17 protein-coding genes, 1 other RNA gene and 1 pseudogene are annotated in these 16,929 nt (G+C 63.7%); 6 read left to right on the forward strand and 13 right to left on the reverse strand.

Annotation, left to right across the window (positions count from 1 at the left end; all coding sequences use genetic code 11):
- The first annotated feature begins 65 nt into the window (after positions 1-65).
- Together CUR85_RS01460 and ssrS are read left to right on the forward strand one after the other, a co-directional pair.
- Positions 66-599, forward strand: a complete 534-nt coding sequence (locus CUR85_RS01460) for a COG3904 family protein (protein WP_280321202.1) — start codon at positions 66-68, stop codon at positions 597-599.
- 76 nt (positions 600-675) lie between these two features.
- Positions 676-830: non-coding RNA, 6S RNA (gene ssrS, locus CUR85_RS01465), on the forward strand.
- 58 nt (positions 831-888) lie between these two features.
- Here the strand turns inward: ssrS and nusB are convergent.
- The 4 genes from nusB to CUR85_RS01485 form a co-directional block, all read right to left on the reverse strand.
- Positions 889-1,365, reverse strand: a complete 477-nt coding sequence (gene nusB, locus CUR85_RS01470) for a transcription antitermination factor NusB (protein WP_067264814.1) — start codon at positions 1,363-1,365, stop codon at positions 889-891.
- On the reverse strand, positions 1,362-1,913 hold the full coding sequence (locus CUR85_RS01475; protein ID WP_067264812.1) for a 6,7-dimethyl-8-ribityllumazine synthase: 552 nt from the start codon (positions 1,911-1,913) through the stop codon (positions 1,362-1,364). The genes nusB and CUR85_RS01475 overlap by 4 nt, the downstream gene beginning before the upstream one ends.
- Before the next feature lie 5 nt (positions 1,914-1,918).
- Positions 1,919-3,043, reverse strand: coding sequence for a 3,4-dihydroxy-2-butanone-4-phosphate synthase (gene ribB / locus CUR85_RS01480; RefSeq protein ID WP_067264809.1), 1,125 nt, complete (start codon positions 3,041-3,043; stop codon positions 1,919-1,921).
- Positions 3,044-3,124: 81 nt separating this feature from the next.
- Positions 3,125-3,712: a riboflavin synthase gene (locus CUR85_RS01485; RefSeq protein WP_067264807.1), complete on the reverse strand. Its 588-nt coding sequence runs from the start codon at positions 3,710-3,712 to the stop codon at positions 3,125-3,127.
- 129 nt (positions 3,713-3,841) lie between these two features.
- On the opposite strand from CUR85_RS01485, the gene CUR85_RS01490 reads away from it, so the two are divergent.
- The 3 genes from CUR85_RS01490 to CUR85_RS01500 all read left to right on the forward strand — a co-directional run bounded on the left by CUR85_RS01490 (position 3,842) and on the right by CUR85_RS01500 (position 8,413).
- On the forward strand, positions 3,842-5,134 hold the full coding sequence (locus CUR85_RS01490; protein ID WP_280321208.1) for a capsule biosynthesis protein: 1,293 nt from the start codon (positions 3,842-3,844) through the stop codon (positions 5,132-5,134).
- A gap of 114 nt (positions 5,135-5,248) precedes the next feature.
- On the forward strand, positions 5,249-6,379 hold the full coding sequence (locus CUR85_RS01495; RefSeq protein ID WP_197470901.1) for a polysaccharide biosynthesis/export family protein: 1,131 nt from the start codon (positions 5,249-5,251) through the stop codon (positions 6,377-6,379).
- Between the two features lie 9 nt (positions 6,380-6,388).
- Positions 6,389-8,413, forward strand: coding sequence for a capsular polysaccharide biosynthesis protein (locus CUR85_RS01500; protein WP_209273864.1), 2,025 nt, complete (start codon positions 6,389-6,391; stop codon positions 8,411-8,413).
- A gap of 3 nt (positions 8,414-8,416) precedes the next feature.
- Here the strand turns inward: CUR85_RS01500 and ribD are convergent, their stop codons facing one another.
- Positions 8,417-9,496 carry a bifunctional diaminohydroxyphosphoribosylaminopyrimidine deaminase/5-amino-6-(5-phosphoribosylamino)uracil reductase RibD gene (gene ribD / locus CUR85_RS01505; RefSeq protein WP_067264854.1) on the reverse strand — a complete coding sequence of 360 codons (1,080 nt, stop codon included), beginning with the start codon at positions 9,494-9,496 and terminating at the stop codon, positions 8,417-8,419.
- 29 nt (positions 9,497-9,525) lie between these two features.
- The gene (gene nrdR / locus CUR85_RS01510) at positions 9,526-9,993 is read right to left on the reverse strand and encodes a transcriptional regulator NrdR (protein WP_067264800.1); all 468 of its coding nucleotides are present in this window, start codon (positions 9,991-9,993) and stop codon (positions 9,526-9,528) included.
- Positions 9,994-10,179: 186 nt separating this feature from the next.
- Here nrdR and CUR85_RS01515 point away from each other — a divergent pair, with 186 nt between their 5' ends.
- On the forward strand, positions 10,180-10,851 hold the full coding sequence (locus CUR85_RS01515; RefSeq protein WP_067264795.1) for an SDR family oxidoreductase: 672 nt from the start codon (positions 10,180-10,182) through the stop codon (positions 10,849-10,851).
- A gap of 18 nt (positions 10,852-10,869) precedes the next feature.
- Here the strand turns inward: CUR85_RS01515 and CUR85_RS01520 are convergent, their stop codons facing one another.
- The 7 genes and pseudogenes from CUR85_RS01520 to CUR85_RS01550 form a co-directional block, all read right to left on the reverse strand.
- Positions 10,870-11,286 (reverse strand): secondary thiamine-phosphate synthase enzyme YjbQ, encoded by a 417-nt coding sequence (locus CUR85_RS01520; RefSeq protein ID WP_067264792.1) that lies wholly within the window; start codon positions 11,284-11,286, stop codon positions 10,870-10,872.
- A gap of 1 nt (position 11,287) precedes the next feature.
- Positions 11,288-11,767 (reverse strand): hypothetical protein, encoded by a 480-nt coding sequence (locus CUR85_RS01525; RefSeq protein ID WP_067264791.1) that lies wholly within the window; start codon positions 11,765-11,767, stop codon positions 11,288-11,290.
- Positions 11,768-11,837: 70 nt separating this feature from the next.
- Positions 11,838-11,999 carry a hypothetical protein gene (locus tag CUR85_RS01530; protein ID WP_280321220.1) on the reverse strand — a complete coding sequence of 54 codons (162 nt, stop codon included), beginning with the start codon at positions 11,997-11,999 and terminating at the stop codon, positions 11,838-11,840.
- Positions 12,000-12,004: 5 nt separating this feature from the next.
- Positions 12,005-12,214 carry a hypothetical protein gene (locus CUR85_RS01535; protein WP_280321222.1) on the reverse strand — a complete coding sequence of 70 codons (210 nt, stop codon included), beginning with the start codon at positions 12,212-12,214 and terminating at the stop codon, positions 12,005-12,007.
- A 137-nt stretch (positions 12,215-12,351) separates the two neighbouring features.
- A complete protein-coding gene (rpoD, locus tag CUR85_RS01540) occupies positions 12,352-14,334 on the reverse strand; it encodes an RNA polymerase sigma factor RpoD (RefSeq protein ID WP_067264850.1) in 1,983 nt (660 codons plus the stop codon).
- Between the two features lie 135 nt (positions 14,335-14,469).
- A pseudogene (gene dnaG, locus CUR85_RS01545) lies at positions 14,470-16,463 on the reverse strand (DNA primase).
- Positions 16,464-16,577: 114 nt separating this feature from the next.
- The gene (locus CUR85_RS01550; protein ID WP_209219329.1) at positions 16,578-16,886 is read right to left on the reverse strand and encodes a hypothetical protein; all 309 of its coding nucleotides are present in this window, start codon (positions 16,884-16,886) and stop codon (positions 16,578-16,580) included.
- Positions 16,887-16,929: the final 43 nt, after the last annotated feature.

A 16,929-nucleotide genomic window follows, 5' to 3' on the forward strand; every position in this document is an offset into this window, starting at 1 on the left:
CCGATCCGCCCCGGCGACCAGACCCGGCGCTTCCGCCCGAACGCGCGCCAACCCCCGGCCAGCCGATGCCCGAGACCGCCCTGCCCGACCGGCTGGTGCTCACCCCCGTCTCGGGCGGGCGGGCGGCGCTGCTGGAAGGGGCCATCGAGGCAGGCGATGCGGAGCGGATCGTCAAACAGTTGAGCGAACTGACCCCCACGCCCGAGGAAATCTACCTCAATTCCCCCGGCGGATCGGTCCGCGACGCTTTGGAACTGGGCCGCTATCTTCGGCGCGAAGAGCTGAACACCGCACTGCGGGAGGGGGACATCTGCTATTCCGCCTGCCCCTATCTGCTGGCCGCCGGCGCGGCACGGGCGGTGCCCGAGAGCGCCTCGGTCGGGGTGCATCAGCATTACTTTGGCGAAAGCACGATCCTGCCCGCCTTTGTCGCCGTGGAGGACATCCAGCGCGGCCAAGGTGAGGTGATGCAATACCTCGATGATATGGGCATTGATCCGATGGTGATGCAGCATGCGCTGGTCACGCCACCCGATGAAATCTATGTGCTGCTGCCCGAAGAATTGCGCCGCTACGGCTTTATCCCCGCCGAAGATTGAACGGGGCAGAGAAGTTTTGCAAATCCACTTCCGCCCCCTTGCCGCAGCCCCACTTGGCCCCTACATCGGGGGTCGACGGGTTCTGCCCTGTTCGTGAACGTTACATTCCAGTGGCCTTAAGCAAATCCGAGGGAGCTGGCTCTGTCCGAGCCCTGGTTCGGTTACCTGGCGCCCACCTGTACATACAGGTCCTCGGGAATATAAAACAGCAGCGGCAGGCGCGGTTCCCGTCACTTTCCCAAGACATCAATGTGGTAGATGGCCCCCTCGGGGCCACTTTCCCGCGCGTTTAGAACGCTTCGGGGCGCGCCTCGCGGGCCATATGGTCAAGTACGGCGTTGACAAAGCTCGGCTCGCGCCCATCGGGGAAGAAGGCATGGGCCACGTCGACATATTCCTTGATCACCACGCGCGGCGGCGTGTCGTCATGGCGGAACTCGGCCCCGGCGGCGCGGAACAGCGCGCGCAGGGTCGGGTCGATCCGGGCAATGGCCCATTTGGCGACGATGGCGCGGTTGGCCATCTGGTCGATTGGCGCTTGATAGTTCACCGCATCTTCAAGCACGCGAGAGAAGTGGTCGACATCCCCCTCCTGCATCTCATCGCCCTCATAGACGGCACCGAAACGGTGGTCGATGAATTCGTGACGCACGACATCGACCGTCTGCGCGGAATGCTCCATCTGGAACAGCGCCTGCACGGCATAGAGCCGCGAGGCCGACTTCATCTTACGTTTCTGGTTGCCCGAAGGCCCGTTGCTGGTCATGCGATGTTTGATCCATCCGTGTCGCCGGCCATCAAAGTGTCCTGCCCGAATGGCTTGAACCCGATGCCCTTGCTCTGGCGGCCCCATTTACGAGCGAGCGCGATAAGATGCAAGGCCGCAGCGGCCGCGCCGCCACCTTTGTTTTGCCCCTCGGGGTCGGCGCGCACTTCGGCCTGTTGTTTGTTCTCGACCGTGAGGATGCCATTGCCGATGCAAAGCCCTTGCAAGCCAAGCAGTTGCAAGGCACGGCTGCTGTCATTGCAGACGGTCTCATAATGCGTGGTCTCACCGCGGATGACGCACCCAAGCGCGACATAGCCGTCGAAATGGCTGCCCCGGTCGGAAATGCCGATGGCGGTGGGAATCTCCAACGCGCCGGGCATTTCGATCACCTCGTAACTGGCGCCCGCAGCCTCCAACTCGGCCTTGGCGCCGGTTAGAAGGCCGTTCGCAATGTCCGAGTAATAGGGCGAGACGACGATCAGCAGTTTCACCGGTTCGTCAAAGCTGGGGCGCGGCAGGATGGTATGCTCTTCGGCGGATGCCATGGCGATTACTCCGTAGTGATGGGCCGGGTGCCCACGATTTCCAACGCATAGGCGTCGAGGCCCAGATAGCGCGTGTCTGGATTGTCGGTCAGCAGGACCAGTTCATGCAGCCCCATTGTCGAGAGGATCTGCGCGCCAAGCCCAGTGCGTTTGATCGTGCGCGGGCGGTCGTCATCCTCTGGGTCGAGTTTGAGGCGCGGATAAGGATCGCGGAAGAGCACCACGGCCCCTCGCCCCTCTTCGGCGATGATCTGCATGGCACGGGGCAACTCATCCGCCGGGCTGGGGCCGAGCCCGAGAATATCTTCCAGCGCGTTGATCGCATGGGTGCGGATCAGCACCGGCTCGGGGGTTGAGATGTCGCCCTTGGTCAGCACCACATGGTCGGTGCCGGTGATTTGGTCGGAGAACACCCGCATCTGCCAGTCGCCGCCATAGGCGGAGGTCACGGTGCGGCTGTCGCGCTCCACCAGCAGGTTGTCGTGCTTGTGGCGGTAGGTGATGAGATCGCTGATCGTCCCGATCTTGAGCCCATGCGCGGCGGCGAATTCCACCAGATCGGGCAGACGGGCCATTTCGCCGTCGTCCTTCATGATCTCGCAGATCACGCCCGAAGGGTGCAGCCCCGCGAGGCGCGAAATATCGACCGCCGCTTCGGTATGGCCTGCCCGCACCAGCACGCCACCATCGCGGGCGCGCAGGGGGAAGACATGGCCGGGGGTGGCAATATCTGCCGAACCGGATTGTTCCGAGATCGCCACGGCCACGGTCAGCGCACGGTCGGCGGCAGAGATGCCGGTGCTGACACCTTCCCGCGCTTCGATGCTGACGGTAAAGGCCGTCTCATGCCGCGAGGAATTGTTCACCGCCATCATTGGCAGGCCGAGGTGATCGACCCGCTCCGCCGTCATCGGCAGACAGATCAGCCCGCGCCCATGGGTCGCCATGAAGTTGATCGCCGCAGCATCGGCAAACTCAGCCGGGATCACCAGATCGCCTTCGTTCTCGCGGTCCTCATGATCCACCAGAATGAACATGCGACCTTGGCGGGCGTCTTCGATGATCTCTTCGATGGGCGAGATCGCATCGCTCAGCCCTGTCTCGACCGGTCCGGGTTTGTCAAATTGCATCGGCTGCTTCCATCTATCTGTTGCCCGGCTCTTAGCCTGACCCGCGCCGCTTGGCCAGAGCGCGCCCCGAAGGGCGCAGCGTCACATCTCGTTCAGGCGTGCCACGTAACGGGCCAGCGTGTCGATTTCGAGGTTCACCAGATCGCCGACGCCTGCATCGCCCCACGTCGTCACCTCCTTGGTATGCGGGATGAAGTTGATGCCGAAATCGCAGCCATCGACATCATTCACCGTCAGCGAGGTGCCGTTCAGCGCCACCGAGCCTTTGGGCGCGATGAACCGCGCCAGATCCTCGGGCGCGCGCAGGGTCACGCGGGTGCTGTCGCCCTCGTCTTTCATCTCAATGATCTCAGCCACGCCATCGACATGGCCCGAGACGATATGCCCGCCCAACTCGTCACCCACCTTCAAGGCGCGTTCAAGGTTCACGCGTTTGCCCTCGCGCCAGTGCTGGCCGAGGTTTGTCTTAGCCACGGTCTCGGCGCTGATCTGCACCTCATACCAATCCGCGCCCAGCCCCACGACGGTCAGGCAGACGCCGTCGCTGGCGATGGAGGCGCCCATGTCGATGCCTCTGGTGTCATAGCCGGTCTGGATGCGCGCGCGCAGGTCGCCTTCCTGCTCCAGCTTGGTCACGGTGCCAACGTCTGTGATAATGCCGGTGAACATGGGGTAGGCTCCTTTGCTGGTTCCGCGCAGTGGTAAACCCGGTCACCGCCACAGGCAAGAGCGGGTGACGCCACATTGTCGCCCCTATTATATGGTGGTTGAAGGGCAAATGCCCACCGAAGGACCAGAATGACCGTGACCGCCGCCCCGACCAGAACCTTCCTGTTCCTGCAAGGACCGCATGGCCCTTTCTTTAACAGTCTGGGCAAGATGCTGCGCCGTGCGGGGGCCGAGGTCTGGCGGGTGGGCTTCAACGCGGGCGACCGGGCCTTTTGGTTTCACCCGTCGACATACATCCCCTATCGCGGCAGGGTCGAGGATTGGCCGCGCGTCTTTGCCAGCCTGCTGGACGACAAGCAGGTCACCGACATCGTGCTTTACGGCGACACCCGCCCCATCCATGCCGAAGCGGTGGCCGAGGCAAAGCGCCGTGGCATCACCGTCCATGTCTTCGAGGAAGGCTATATGCGGCCCTATTGGGTCACCTATGAGCGCGGCGGATCGAACGGCAACTCTCGGCTGATGGAGATGACCATTCCCCAGATGCAGGCCGCGCTCGCCCGCTCAGACATGGAAGCCCCCCTGCCCCCCGGCCATTGGGGCGACATGCGCCACCACATCTTTTACGGCGCGCTTTACCATTGGTTCGTGATGTTCCGAAACGGCGATTACCGCAATTTCAAACCCCACCGCAGCCTGCCGGTGACCAAGGAATTCCGCCTCTACCTCAAGCGGCTCGTGCTGATGCCGGTGCTGGCCGCCGACCGCCTGCTGGCCACGCTGAAGATCCGGCTGGGCGGCTTTCCCTATCATCTGGCGCTGCTGCAACTGGAGCATGATTCCTCCTTCCAGAAACATTCGCCCTTCAACACGATGGCCGATTTCCTTGAACTGGTGATCGAAGGTTTCGCCAAGGGCGCGCCGCAGCATCACCACCTCGTCATCAAGGCGCATCCGCTGGAGGATGGCCGCGTGCCGGTGCGGCGCGATGTCAAACGGCTGGCCCGCGCGCATGGGGTTTCCGACCGTGTGCATTTCGTGCGCGGCGGCAAGCTGGCACAGCTTCTCAATGACACCCGCAGTGCTGTCACGGTGAATTCCACCGCCGGGCAACAGGTGCTTTGGCGCGGCATCCCCCTCAAGGTCTTTGGCCGCGCGGTCTATTCCCAGCCTGAGTTTGTCTCGGACCAGCCGCTGCCGGAATTCTTTGCCACCGCCAACCGCCCCGACAACCGCGCCTATAAGGATTACCGCCGCTATCTGCTTGAAACCTCTCAGGTTCCGGGCGGTTTCTATGCCGCGCGCGGGCGGCGGCAATTGCTGCGCCAAGTGGTCGATATGATGCTCGCCGCCGAGGATCCCTATAACGCGCTGGAACAGGGCACCGCGGCCCCTCGGCAACAGTTGCGGGTCGTCACCTGAGTTAACCCATTCCGCCCTGTAGATTTTTTCGCTAGGCTGCGCTAAGTTGCAAAGTAATACGTCAAGACAATTGGCGATTTCGAGGCAGATATTTCAGGTCGAGGAGACCGGGCAGTGAAATCCGTATCTTTCCGGTGGGCGCGCCCCATCGCAGCGCTGGCGGCGGTGGCCGTCGTCTCATCATGTGGTTTGCCGCAGGTCGGGCCGAACAAACGGCAAATCTACGCAGGCTCTGTTCAGCGCGAGGGCGATGCCTTTGTCGTCAGCGTGAATGACCGTGTGACCCGCGCCACCGCCGTGGCCCCGGCGCTTGGCTTTTCGGAAAGCTTCAAGAATGCGGGCCGGGTCGGTTCCGACACGATCCAGCCGGGCGATATCCTTGGCATCACGGTTTATGAAAACGTGGACGATCCGCTTCTCGGCGTCGAAGGCGCCCCAGCCACCATGCTGGAAGAGGTGCAGGTCGACGGCGCGGGCTTTATCTTTATCCCCTACGCGGGCCGCATTCGCGCTGCGGGCAACACGCCCGAAGCGATCCGCCGCATCATCACCAACAAGCTGGGCGAGCAAACCCCCGACCCGCAGGTCGAAGTGCGCCGCGCCGCCGGTGACGGCTCGACCGTCTCGCTCATCGGTTCCATCGGGGCGCAGGGCGTCTACCCGATCGAGCGCCCCACCCGTACGCTGGCCGCCATGCTGGCACGCGCGGGCGGTGTGACCATCATCCCCGAAATCGCGCAGGTCACCGTGATCCGCGGCGGGCAGCGCGGCAAGATTTGGTTCCAAGACCTTTATGACCACCCCGAGCTCGACATTGCCCTGCGCCCGGGCGACCGGATTTTGGTCGAGGAAGACACCCGTTCTTTCACCGCGCTTGGCGCCACCGGCGGGCAGGCCCGCGTGCCCTTTGAATCGCAAAACCTCTCGCTCTTGGAAGGCATCGCGCAGGTGGGCGGTCTCAGCCCCCTCTCGGCCGACCCCACGGGCGTCTTCGTGTTCCGCAATGAGCCTGAGGAAGTCGCCGAACAGGTGCTGGGCCGCAGCGATCTGACCGGTGCGCAGCGCATGGTCTATGTGACCGACCTGACCAAACCCAACGGCATGTTCATGGCCCGCGATTTCGTGATCCGCGACGGCGACACGATCTATGTGACCGAAGCGCCCTTCACCCAGTGGAGCAAGGTAATCTCGGCCATCACCGGCACGGCGGGTTCGGCGGATAGCATCACCTCGCTGACCGAATGATCCACCCCGGTGGCATTCGAAGCTGACCCATACCAATACCCCGCCGCCGGTCCCGAAAGGAGCCGGCGGCTTTTCGTATATAACGGTGGATTTCTGACGCAGCGCCGCCTGCGGCGCATCCTGCAACTGTCGGGCCATTCCCTGCGCCTTGGCCTGCCCGGGCCGGATGATGCGGTGGCGGTCTGGGGTAACTCCCCCACCGCGCATCGCGGACTGGCCGTGGCGGCCAAACGCGGCGTGCCGGTGATCCGGGTGGAGGACGCATGGCTGCGCTCGCTCCACCCCGGTCGCGCGGGCGAGCCGCCCTTGGGCCTGCTGATCGACAGCCGGGGGGCGCATTTCGACCCCGCCCAGCCCTCAGACCTCGAAGAGCTACTGGCCCATCACCCGCTGGACAACACCGCCCTTCTGGACCGCGCCCGGGGCGGCATGGCGCAGATGGCCGAGGCGCATCTGACGAAATATGCGGGCTTTGACCCCGACCTGCCTGCGCCGGAGCCGGGCTATGTGCTGGTGATCGACCAAACCCGCGGCGACGCCTCGGTCACCGCTTCGGGCGCGGATCGTGCGCGGTTTCTGGAAATGCTCGTCTTCGCGCAAGAGGAACACCCCGGCGCGCGGGTCATCATCAAGAGCCACCCCGAGACCGCACAGGGCTACCGCGCCGGGCATTACGGCCCCGAGGATACCAACGAGCGGATCACCCTGCTGACCAATTCCATCAGCCCTTGGGCACTGTTCGAAGGGGCGGTGGGTGTCTACACCGTCTCATCGCAAATGGGGTTCGAGGCGATCTTTGCCGGTCACAGGCCGCGCGTCTTCGGCCAGCCCTTCTATGCCGGTTGGGGGCTGACGGAGGATGAATTCCCCGTCCAACGCCGCCAGCGCCGCCTTAGCCGCGCGCAACTTTTCGCCGCCGCGATGATCCTCTATCCGACGTGGTACGACCCCTATCGCGACGAACTCGGCAGTTTCGAGACGGCCCTTACCGCCCTCGCCGCGCAGGCCCGCGCGTGGCGAGAGGATCATCGCGGCTGGGACGCATGGGGCATGCGCCTGTGGAAGCGCCGCCCCCTGCAACAGTTCTTCGGAACGACCACGCCCCTTCGCTTTCGCAAAGGCGCGGCAGAAGCCCCCAAGCCGCCCCGCCGCGCCATGGTCTGGGCCAGCAAGGCCGAGGTCGCGCCCCAAGATGCGCTGCGGGTCGAGGACGGGTTTCTGCGCTCGCGCGGGCTGGGGGCCGAACTGGTCCCGCCCCTGTCGCTGGTCTGTGACGATCTGGGCATTTACTACGATCCCCAAGGACCGAGCCGGTTGGAGAAATGGATCGCGAAACGCGCAGACTTGCGCCCCGATCAACTGGCCCGCGCCCGCGCGCTGATCGCGGCGCTCACCGGGGCGGGCCTCAGCAAATACAACCTCGGCGGTGCCGCGCCCGACCTGCCGCCGGGGCGGCGCATCCTTGTCCCCGGACAGGTCGAAGACGACGCCTCCATCCTCACCGGCACGGGCGATGTGTGCAGCAATGCGGCCCTGCTGGCCGCCGCCCGCGCCGCAAACCCGGATGCCGTGATCCTCTACAAACCCCACCCCGATGTCGAAGCGGGCCTGCGCAAAGGCGCGACGGAGGCGGGCGAGGCCGATCTGATCCTGCATCACGCCGACCCGGTGGCGCTTCTCAGCCAAGTCGACGCGGTTTGGACCATGACCTCCCTCTTGGGGTTCGAAGCGCTCCTCCGCCGGGTCCCGGTGGTGACCTTGGGCGCGCCCTTCTACGCAGGCTGGGGGCTGACGGAAGACCGGGGCGATGTCCCGCCCCGCCGCCGCGCGACACCGACGCTCGAAGGGCTTATTCATGCCGCGCTCATCGATTACCCGCGCTACCGCGACCCGGTCAGCGGCTTGCCCTGCCCCGTCGAAGTGGTGGTCGAACGGCTGGCCACGGGCCGTCTGCCCCGCGCCGGGCTGGGCAACCGAATGCTGTCGAAGCTCCAAGGGGTCTTTGCCAGCCAGAGCCACCTCTGGCGGCGATAGCGCTTAACCGGCTGCGTTGCGCCGCCAGATGTGCAGAAGGTCCGGCCCAATCTGCTGACTGGATTGCAGCGCAAAGCGCGGGGCCTCGGCCAGCCGCGACAGGCCAAGCGCCCCGATGCCGGGCAGACCTTCGGCCCCGATCACCAGCCCGGCGGTGAACCCCACCAGCCGGTCGACCAAATCCGCCTCGATGAGCGAGGCGGCCAAGGCGCTCCCCCCCTCGCAGAAGATCCTTGTGAGACCATGCGCCGCCAATTGCCGCATCACATCCTGCGGGTCCAACTGCGCCCCGCGTGCGGCACAGGGCAGCAGTGTCGCCCCAAGATCGGCCCAGGCTTTGACCAAAGCCGGATCGGCATCCGCACCGTGGCAGAGGATCAAAGGCACCTCAGCCGCCGTGCGCGCCAGTTGCCCCATCAACGGCAGGTCGAGCCTGCGCGAGACGACGACGCGCGCCGGTTGCTGGGCAAGCCCGAGACCACGCACCGTCAGGCTTGGGTCGTCCTTGCGGGCGGTGCCCGCCCCGACCATCACCGCGTCATGGCGGCTGCGCATGGCATGGGTCAGCCGCCGCGCGGGGGCGTCGGTGATCCACTGACTTTCGCCCGTGCCGGTGGCGATCCGCCCGTCAAAGGAATTGGCCAGTTTCAGCGTGAGCATCGGGCGCCCCAGATCGGTGCGGCAGAAAAAACCGGCGTTATCCGCGCGGGCCGCATCTTCGTGCAGCCCGACCGAGACCTCGATCCCGGCATCTTGCAACATCGCGATGCCGCGCCCGTTGACCCGCGCGTCGTCATCTTGGGTCGCGATCACCACGCGGGCCACGCCTGCGTCGATCAGCGCCTGCGCACAGGGCGGCGTTTTGCCGTGGTGGGAGCAGGGTTCAAGCGTAACATAGACCGTCGCCCCCCGCGCCGCCGCACCGGCCTGCGCCAGCGCCTGCGGCTCGGCATGGGGGCGCCCGCCCGGCTGGGTCCAACCGCGCCCGACGATCCGCGTGCCTTGCACGATGACACAGCCCACCGCCGGGTTGGGCCAGACATTGCCCTGCCCGCGCCGCCCCAAGGACAGCGCCAGCGCCATATACCGCGCGTCGCTCACCCGCTCGCCGGTCACTCTTCCGGCAGGGCGTCGGGCCGCAGTTCCTGAACGAATTTGTCGAAATCGTCCGCGGCTTGGAAGTTCTTGTAAACAGAGGCGAAACGCACATAGGCCACGGTGTCGATCCGGGCCAGCGCCTCCATTACGATCTCACCGATATGTTTTGAGCTGATGTCGGTCTCGCCCATGCTTTCCAACCGGCGCACGATGCCCGAGATCATCTGATCGATACGTTCGGGATCAATGGGGCGTTTCTGCATGGAGATACGGATCGAGCGTTCCAGCTTGTCGCGGTCAAAATCCTCGCGCTTGCCGGAGGTTTTGATGACCACAAGGTCGCGCAGTTGCACCCGTTCATAGGTGGTGAAGCGGCCCCCGCAGGCCGGGCAGAACCGTCTGCGCCGGATCGAGACGTGATCCTCGGCCGGGCGGCTGTCTTTCACTTGGGTGTCGATATTTCCGCAAAACGGGCAGCGCATCGGCCGTCCCCCTCTTCATCCTGCCTCACTTGTGGGGCGCGCGGCCCTCTTGTCAAAACTTATAGGGGAGCCGCGAGGTTTTGGGTAGAGAAGATTTCCACAGCTATATCTTGCGTTCAAATATGTGTCATGGACCCAACGGCATGCCCCTGCGTTGGTCAGCGAAGGCTATAAACGGAGCATGTTATGACCAAGACACTTTTCCTGACCGGCGCCTCCAGCGGGATCGGCGCCGCCACCGCCCGCGCCGCCGCGAAAGCGGGCTGGAACATCGGCCTGTTTGCCCGCAGCGAAGACAAGCTGAACGACCTCGCCGCCGAGATTGGCGACCAAGCACTCGTGCTGGTGGGCGACGCTACCGACTACGACGCGCAGAAACAAGCGATCGACAAACTGGCCGATCACTTCGGACAGGTCGATGCCGCCTTTGCCAATGCCGGGCGCGGCACCAGCCCAGCGGGGACAGAGAATGGCGACCCGCAGGATTGGAAAGCGATGGTCGACCTCAACATCATGGGCGCACTCTATACCGCTCATGCCGCCATGCCGCATCTGCGCAAGACCACGGGGCAATATGTCGTCACCGGCTCTGCCGCCGGGCGGCGGCATATCCAAGGGTCGATCTACGGGGCGACCAAGTGGTTTATCCACGGCTACGCAGGTAACTTGGCGGATGAGATGGCCGAATGGGGTGGCCGCTGCATGGTGGTCTCACCCGGCATGGTCGACACCGCCTTTTTCGACGAGGCCAAACCCGACAAGTTGCAGCCTGAGGATGTGGCAGATGCGGTGATGCATGCGCTCGAAGCGCCCGCGCGGGCGGCGGTGCGTGAAATTCACCTGATGCCGACAGGGTGACCCCTGCCCGGTCCGGCGTCAGTCGGGCCGGAAATGCGCCGCGATGCGCCGCTCATGCGGGGCGTCGCGATGCTCGAACAAGTAGATGCCTTGCCAAGTCCCCAACATCATCCGCCCCCGCGCGACGGGGATGCTAAGGCTGACCGGCAGGACCGAGGCTTTGATATGCGCAGGCATATCATCCGGCCCTTCCATCAGATGCGTGAGATAGCGCATTTCTGGCGCATCGGCGGGCGGCACCAGCCGGGCGAAATAGGCCAAAAGGTCGCACTGCACATCCGGGTCTGCGTTCTCTTGGATCAGCAAAGAGGCCGAGGTGTGCTGCACCAAGAGCGTCAGCAGCCCGTCCCCCTGCCCCGCAATCCAGCGGGCCACGTCATTCGTGAACTCGTAGAGCGCCTGACCGCGGGTTTGAATGGTAAAGACTGTCTGCATCTCAGCAGGCCCCCCAGTGCTGCGCCTCAGCGTCCCAACATTGGCCAGCCGCCTCTTTCGCGTCGCTTATGGCAAAGAGGCCCAGTTCCGTTGACCCCCTGTCGCAAGAAAGCGAGGCGATCTCGCGCCCATTCTCGCGCACCGTCACCCCGCCATCGCTGACCTGATCGAGTTTGTCGAAAGAGCTATGGACCTCATATGTAAAAGCGCCATTCCGAAAGGTCGTGCTCTCCCAGATGGCGCGACTTATGCCCGGCCAAGGCTGATGCGCCACCTCCGTGATCGGGGCGCTCAGGATCAGATCGGGCGCGTCAGCCGGGCCGAAGCGGTAGATCACCTCTTCCCCGTCGAGGCAGACCTCCAACTGTTTTGCCCCTTGATCAATCGTACAGGTTAGAACCGTGGCGCTGCGCTGATGGCAGTGGGCAAGGGCTTGGCTGATGCCAAGGGTCAGAAACAGGCTGGCGAGCAGAAAACGCATGAGAAAAATCCGTCGTAACAATACCCGCAGAATAAGCCCGCCACCGCGTGAAAACAACGGCTTCCCCGGTTCAGAAATCCCGCAACTCAATTATGCGATCCAGACAGAACTGCCGCGCATGGTGGCTGGGCAGGTTCTCTCCCGCGCGGTTGATCGTGACGGAATAGGACTGCCCCCTGTCGCCGCTCGCCCGCTCAGGATTGGTGGTGTAAACGACGCCAGTGCGGCCCACGCCGCTCACCGACGGGCCGCGGGGGTTTTGATATAAAGCCGCTCCCCGCGCGGAAGGCCCAGAACGTCCTGCGCAAACTCCGCTGCGGCGCACCAGATGTGACGCGCGCCTGCGCCGTGGTCTTCGATCACCTCGAACTCCTGCGCGGTAAGTGGCACGACGATCAGCCGGTTCTCGGCCCGGTAGGCCTGTGCGGCGGCTTGCAGCGGCAGCATAAGGCAAAGAAGGGTAAGGACAGTTTTGCGCATCATGGGAACCTTCTTGGGATACCCCCTTGATGTAAGCGGCGCGGGCGGCAGGTCAAAGACCCGCCCCGCAAAAGAAAACGCGGCCACCGGGGCCGCGTTTTGGTTTATTGATCAAGGAAGCTGCGCAGCTTGCGCGAGCGGCTCGGATGTTTGAGCTTGCGCAATGCTTTGGCTTCGATCTGTCGAATACGTTCGCGCGTGACCGAGAATTGCTGGCCGACCTCTTCGAGCGTGTGGTCGGTGTTCATGCCGATGCCGAAACGCATCCGCAGCACGCGTTCCTCGCGCGGGGTGAGCGAGGACAGCACCCGCGTCGTGGTCTCCTTGAGGTTTTCCTGAATGGCACTGTCGAGCGGCAGCACGGCATTCTTGTCCTCGATGAAATCGCCCAGCTGGCTGTCTTCCTCGTCGCCGATGGGCGTCTCAAGGCTGATCGGCTCCTTGGCGATCTTCATCACCTTGCGGACCTTTTCGAGCGGCATTTGCAGCTTCTCGGCCAGTTCCTCCGGCGTCGGCTCGCGGCCAATCTCGTGCAGCATCTGGCGACCGGTCCGGACCAGCTTGTTGATCGTCTCGATCATATGCACCGGGATGCGGATGGTGCGCGCTTGGTCAGCAATCGAGCGAGTGATCGCCTGACGAATCCACCATGTCGCGTAGGTGGAGAACTTGTAGCCGCGGCGATACTCGAACTTATCGACAGCCTTCATCAGGCCGATGTTGCCTTCCTGAATGAGATCAAGGAATTGCAGACCGCGGTTCGTGTATTTCTTCGCGATGGAGATCACGAGGCGCAGGTTCGCCTCGACCATTTCTTTCTTGGCCTGACGGGCTTCTTTCTCACCCTTCTGGACCTGCTGCACGATGCGGCGGAATTCAGAGATATCCAGACCGACATATTGGCCAACCTGCGCCATGTCGGCGCGCAGTTCTTCGACCTTTTCGGAGGAGCGTTCGATGAACATCTGCCAGCCACGGCCCGACTTCTCGGCCATCCGCTCCATCCAGTTGGGATCAAGCTCATAGCCGCGATAATTGTCGACGAATTCCTTGCGGTTGATGCGCGCCTGATCGGCGAGCTTCACCATGGCGCTGTCGATCTGCATGATGCGGCGGTTAATGCCGTAAAGCTGGTCGATCAGCGCTTCGATACGGTTGTTGTGCAGGTGCAGGTCGTTCACCAAAAGCACGATTTCCGACCGCAGCTTCTGATAGGTCTCTTCCTGTTCCTTGGTGAAAGAGCCGTCTTCGTTCAGCGTGGCCGAGATGCGGCTGTCCTGCATCGCGCTGAGCTTTTCATAGTCATCCGCGATGATGTCGAGCGCTTCCAGAACCTGCGGCTTCAGCGCCGCTTCCATGGCCGCAAGGCTCATGTTGGCCTGTTCGTCCTCGTCGTCGTCGTCATCCGACGAGATCGGATTGCCGTCGGCGTCATACTCGGGCTTGGACTCTTCGGTCTTGGTCTCGGCCCCGGCGGCAGGGGCGACGACCGGAGAGGTCTCCTCCTCATCGCCCATCTGCGTGCCAAAGGTGGCTTCAAGGTCGATTACATCGCGCAGCAGAATGTCTTCAGACAGAAGTTCGTCGCGCCAGATGGTGATCGCCTGGAAGGTCAGCGGGCTTTCGCAAAGGCCCGCAATCATGGTGTTGCGGCCAGCTTCGATCCGCTTGGCGATGGCGATCTCGCCCTCGCGGCTCAAAAGCTCCACGCTGCCCATTTCGCGCAGGTACATGCGCACCGGGTCATCGGTGCGGTCAAGCTTCTCGGAGGTGCCGGAGGACAGCGCCACATCGCGGTTGGACTCAGTGGTCGCAACCTCGGTCGAGCCTTTGTTCTCTTCCTCTTCGGCTTCCTCGTCTTCGATGATGTTGATGCCCATCTCCGAGAGCATCGACATCACGTCTTCGATCTGTTCCGAGCTGACCTGATCGGGCGGCAGCACCGTGTTCAGCTGATCGTAGGTGATATAGCCCTTCTCCCGGGCCTCACCGATCATCTTCTTCACGGCGGCTTGGCTCATGTCGAGCGAGTGGCCGGCCTCTGAATCGTTGCTCTTTGCGTCGTCATTCGTATCTTTGGCAGCCATCTCATGCTCCTTCAGCGCGTCAGCGCGAATCATCCGCAGACGATTCGGTTTTCCGAATCATGCGGGGTTATGGGTGATTCTTAAACCCGTTGCCCAGCATTTTCAAAAAGTCCTGCAAATGGGCCACGCCGATGCTCATCCGCGGCCCTTTGACTTGTCATATTTAATCGCTCCCAACAGCGCGTCCAATGCGCTGCGCTCATCGCGGTCCATCGTCATGCCGTTGTCGCCCACGTCGAATTCCCCGTTGCTTTCTTCCTGTGCGCTGCGGCGGGCAAGATCGGCAGCACGGGCCGCTTCGCTCAAGCGCCAGGTGACCCCCTCATCCGCCGGGCCGCTGAGGTCTTCGACGGCTTCGGCGATCTCTTCGTTCAGCCCACGGGCGGCATCCAGTTTGGCCAGTTCCTCGGCCACGGTTAGGCGGGTCATGTCCACGTTGCCGGGATTGCGGATGCAGGGCGTGATGGCAACGTGGCGTTGCCCCTTCATATTTTCAAGTGTCTCCCAGCCGAGGGAATAGGAAATCTCCTCGCGCAGCGTCTCTTCGCCCGCATGGCCAAAGCGCAGCAGCAGATCGCGCAGCCGCGCGTGATCAGGGTCATCGCAGCGCATCGCCTCCAACCCGGTCTCGAAGGTCTCGATCAACTGCGGACAATCGACAAGGGCCACGAGGATCACCGCCTCGCGCAGATGCATGCCCACCTGCTCATCGCTCATCGCCACAAGGGCCGATGCTTTGGTGCTGGCCAGCGGGGCCAGCGGCGCGCCCCAAGCAGCGCCCTTGCCGCCTTTGCCCTTGCCCGACGCTTTGCCCCCGACGGGGCGGAATTCGGGCCGTTTCTTTTGCGGGCGGAACAGTTCCCACCGCAGGTCCTTGATCTCTTGCCCATAATGGCTGCGGATCGACGGGTCGCGGATCAGCTTGATCTTTTCGCGCAGGCTTTTGTCCAGCGCGGCCTTGCGTTCGGGGCTGTCGAAAACCTTGCCTTCGGTCTCACGCTGCCACAGCAGGCGCACCATGGGCAGGGCATTGTCCAAGAGCTTCTGCAAGGCCCCCGCCCCTGCGCGCGCAGCAGATCGTCGGGGTCCTGCCCCTCGGGCATGACCGCGAAACGCAGGCTCTGCCCGGCCTCCAACAGCGGTAGCGCCAGATCGATCAGCCGCAGCGCCGCGCGTTGGCCCGCCGCATCGCCATCCAGCGTGATGATCGGCTCAGGCGCGATACGCCACAACATCTGCAATTGGTTCTCGGTGATCGCGGTGCCCAAGGGGGCCACCGCACCTTCGAACCCCGCCCCATGCAGGGCGATCACATCCATATAGCCTTCGGCCACGATCAGCGGCTGCCCCCGCCCTGCGGCGGCGCGGGCGTGTTTGACGTTATAAAGGCTGCGGCCCTTGTCGAAGAGTTCGGTCTCGGGCGAGTTGAGGTATTTCGCCTTATCCTCGGGGTCCATCGCGCGACCGCCAAAGGCAATCGCCCGGCCCCGCGCATCGCGGATCGGGAACATGATGCGCCCCCGGAACGTGTCATAGGGCTTGCCGCCTTTGGAGGAGGGTTTCGCCAGCCCCGCGCCGAGGATCAACTCATCCGCCACGCCCTTTGACTTGAGCGCATCCCAAAGCCCCTGCCAACTGTTCGGGGCGAAACCAATCTCCCAATGGGCCTGCGCCTGTTCCGACAATCCGCGCTTGGCCAGATAATCGCGCGCCGCCCCCGCCGCCCCGGTGCGCAGTTGCAGGCGGAACCATTGCACCGCTTGCTCCATCACCTCGGCCAGTTGCGTGCGCTTGTCGGCCTTTGCCTGCGCGCGGGGGTCTTGCTTCGGGATCGGCATGCCGACTTCGCGGGCGATGATCTCCACCGCTTCCATGAAGCTCACATTCTCGGTCTCGCGCACGAAAGAGATTGCATCCCCCTTCGCGTGGCAGCCAAAGCAGTAGTAGAATCCTTTGCGATCATCGACGTGAAAGCTGGCGGATTTTTCCTGATGGAAGGGGCACGGCGCCCACATGTCGCCCTTGCCCTGATTGGACTTTCGGTTGTCCCAAATGACCTTGCGCCCCACCACCTGAGACAGGCTGGCGCGGTCACGCAGTTCTTCCAAAAATCCGGGGGGCAGGCTCATGGCTTCATATACCGGCTGGGCCAGTTCAGAGTCCAGAGGAGGCGGCGCGGCAGCGGGCGGTAAAACGCCCCTTTTGCCGGGCAGCGCCCCCTGCCCGGCACGGCGTTGGTCAGCCTATTGGGCGAGGCACATTTCTTTCCACGCGGCGGCGAGATCGTTCTTTTTAACGTCGCGCATCTTCATCTCGTAAACCCAAGGGGTCACCAGCGGGATCGCGGTGTTAAAGCTTTCGGGCCATGTTGCCTTGGCCTTCACGGCGGCGGGGACTTGGCGCTCTTTCACGCGGTCGAGGCGGGCCTGCTGCACGGCGGCGACCACGGCGGCCTGATGCATGCAGCTCGTCTCTTTCTTCGAGGCCGCCAGCGCCGGGCCCGAGACCGCCATGCTGATCGCGGCCAATGCGGCGAAAATCGTTTTGTTCATGTCTATGCTCCGTTGTTTGCCTAACGGGGATTCGGGCCCCTGC

The sequence above is a fragment of the Sulfitobacter faviae genome, assembly GCF_029870955.1.
Classification (GTDB): Bacteria; Pseudomonadota; Alphaproteobacteria; order Rhodobacterales; family Rhodobacteraceae; genus Sulfitobacter; species Sulfitobacter faviae.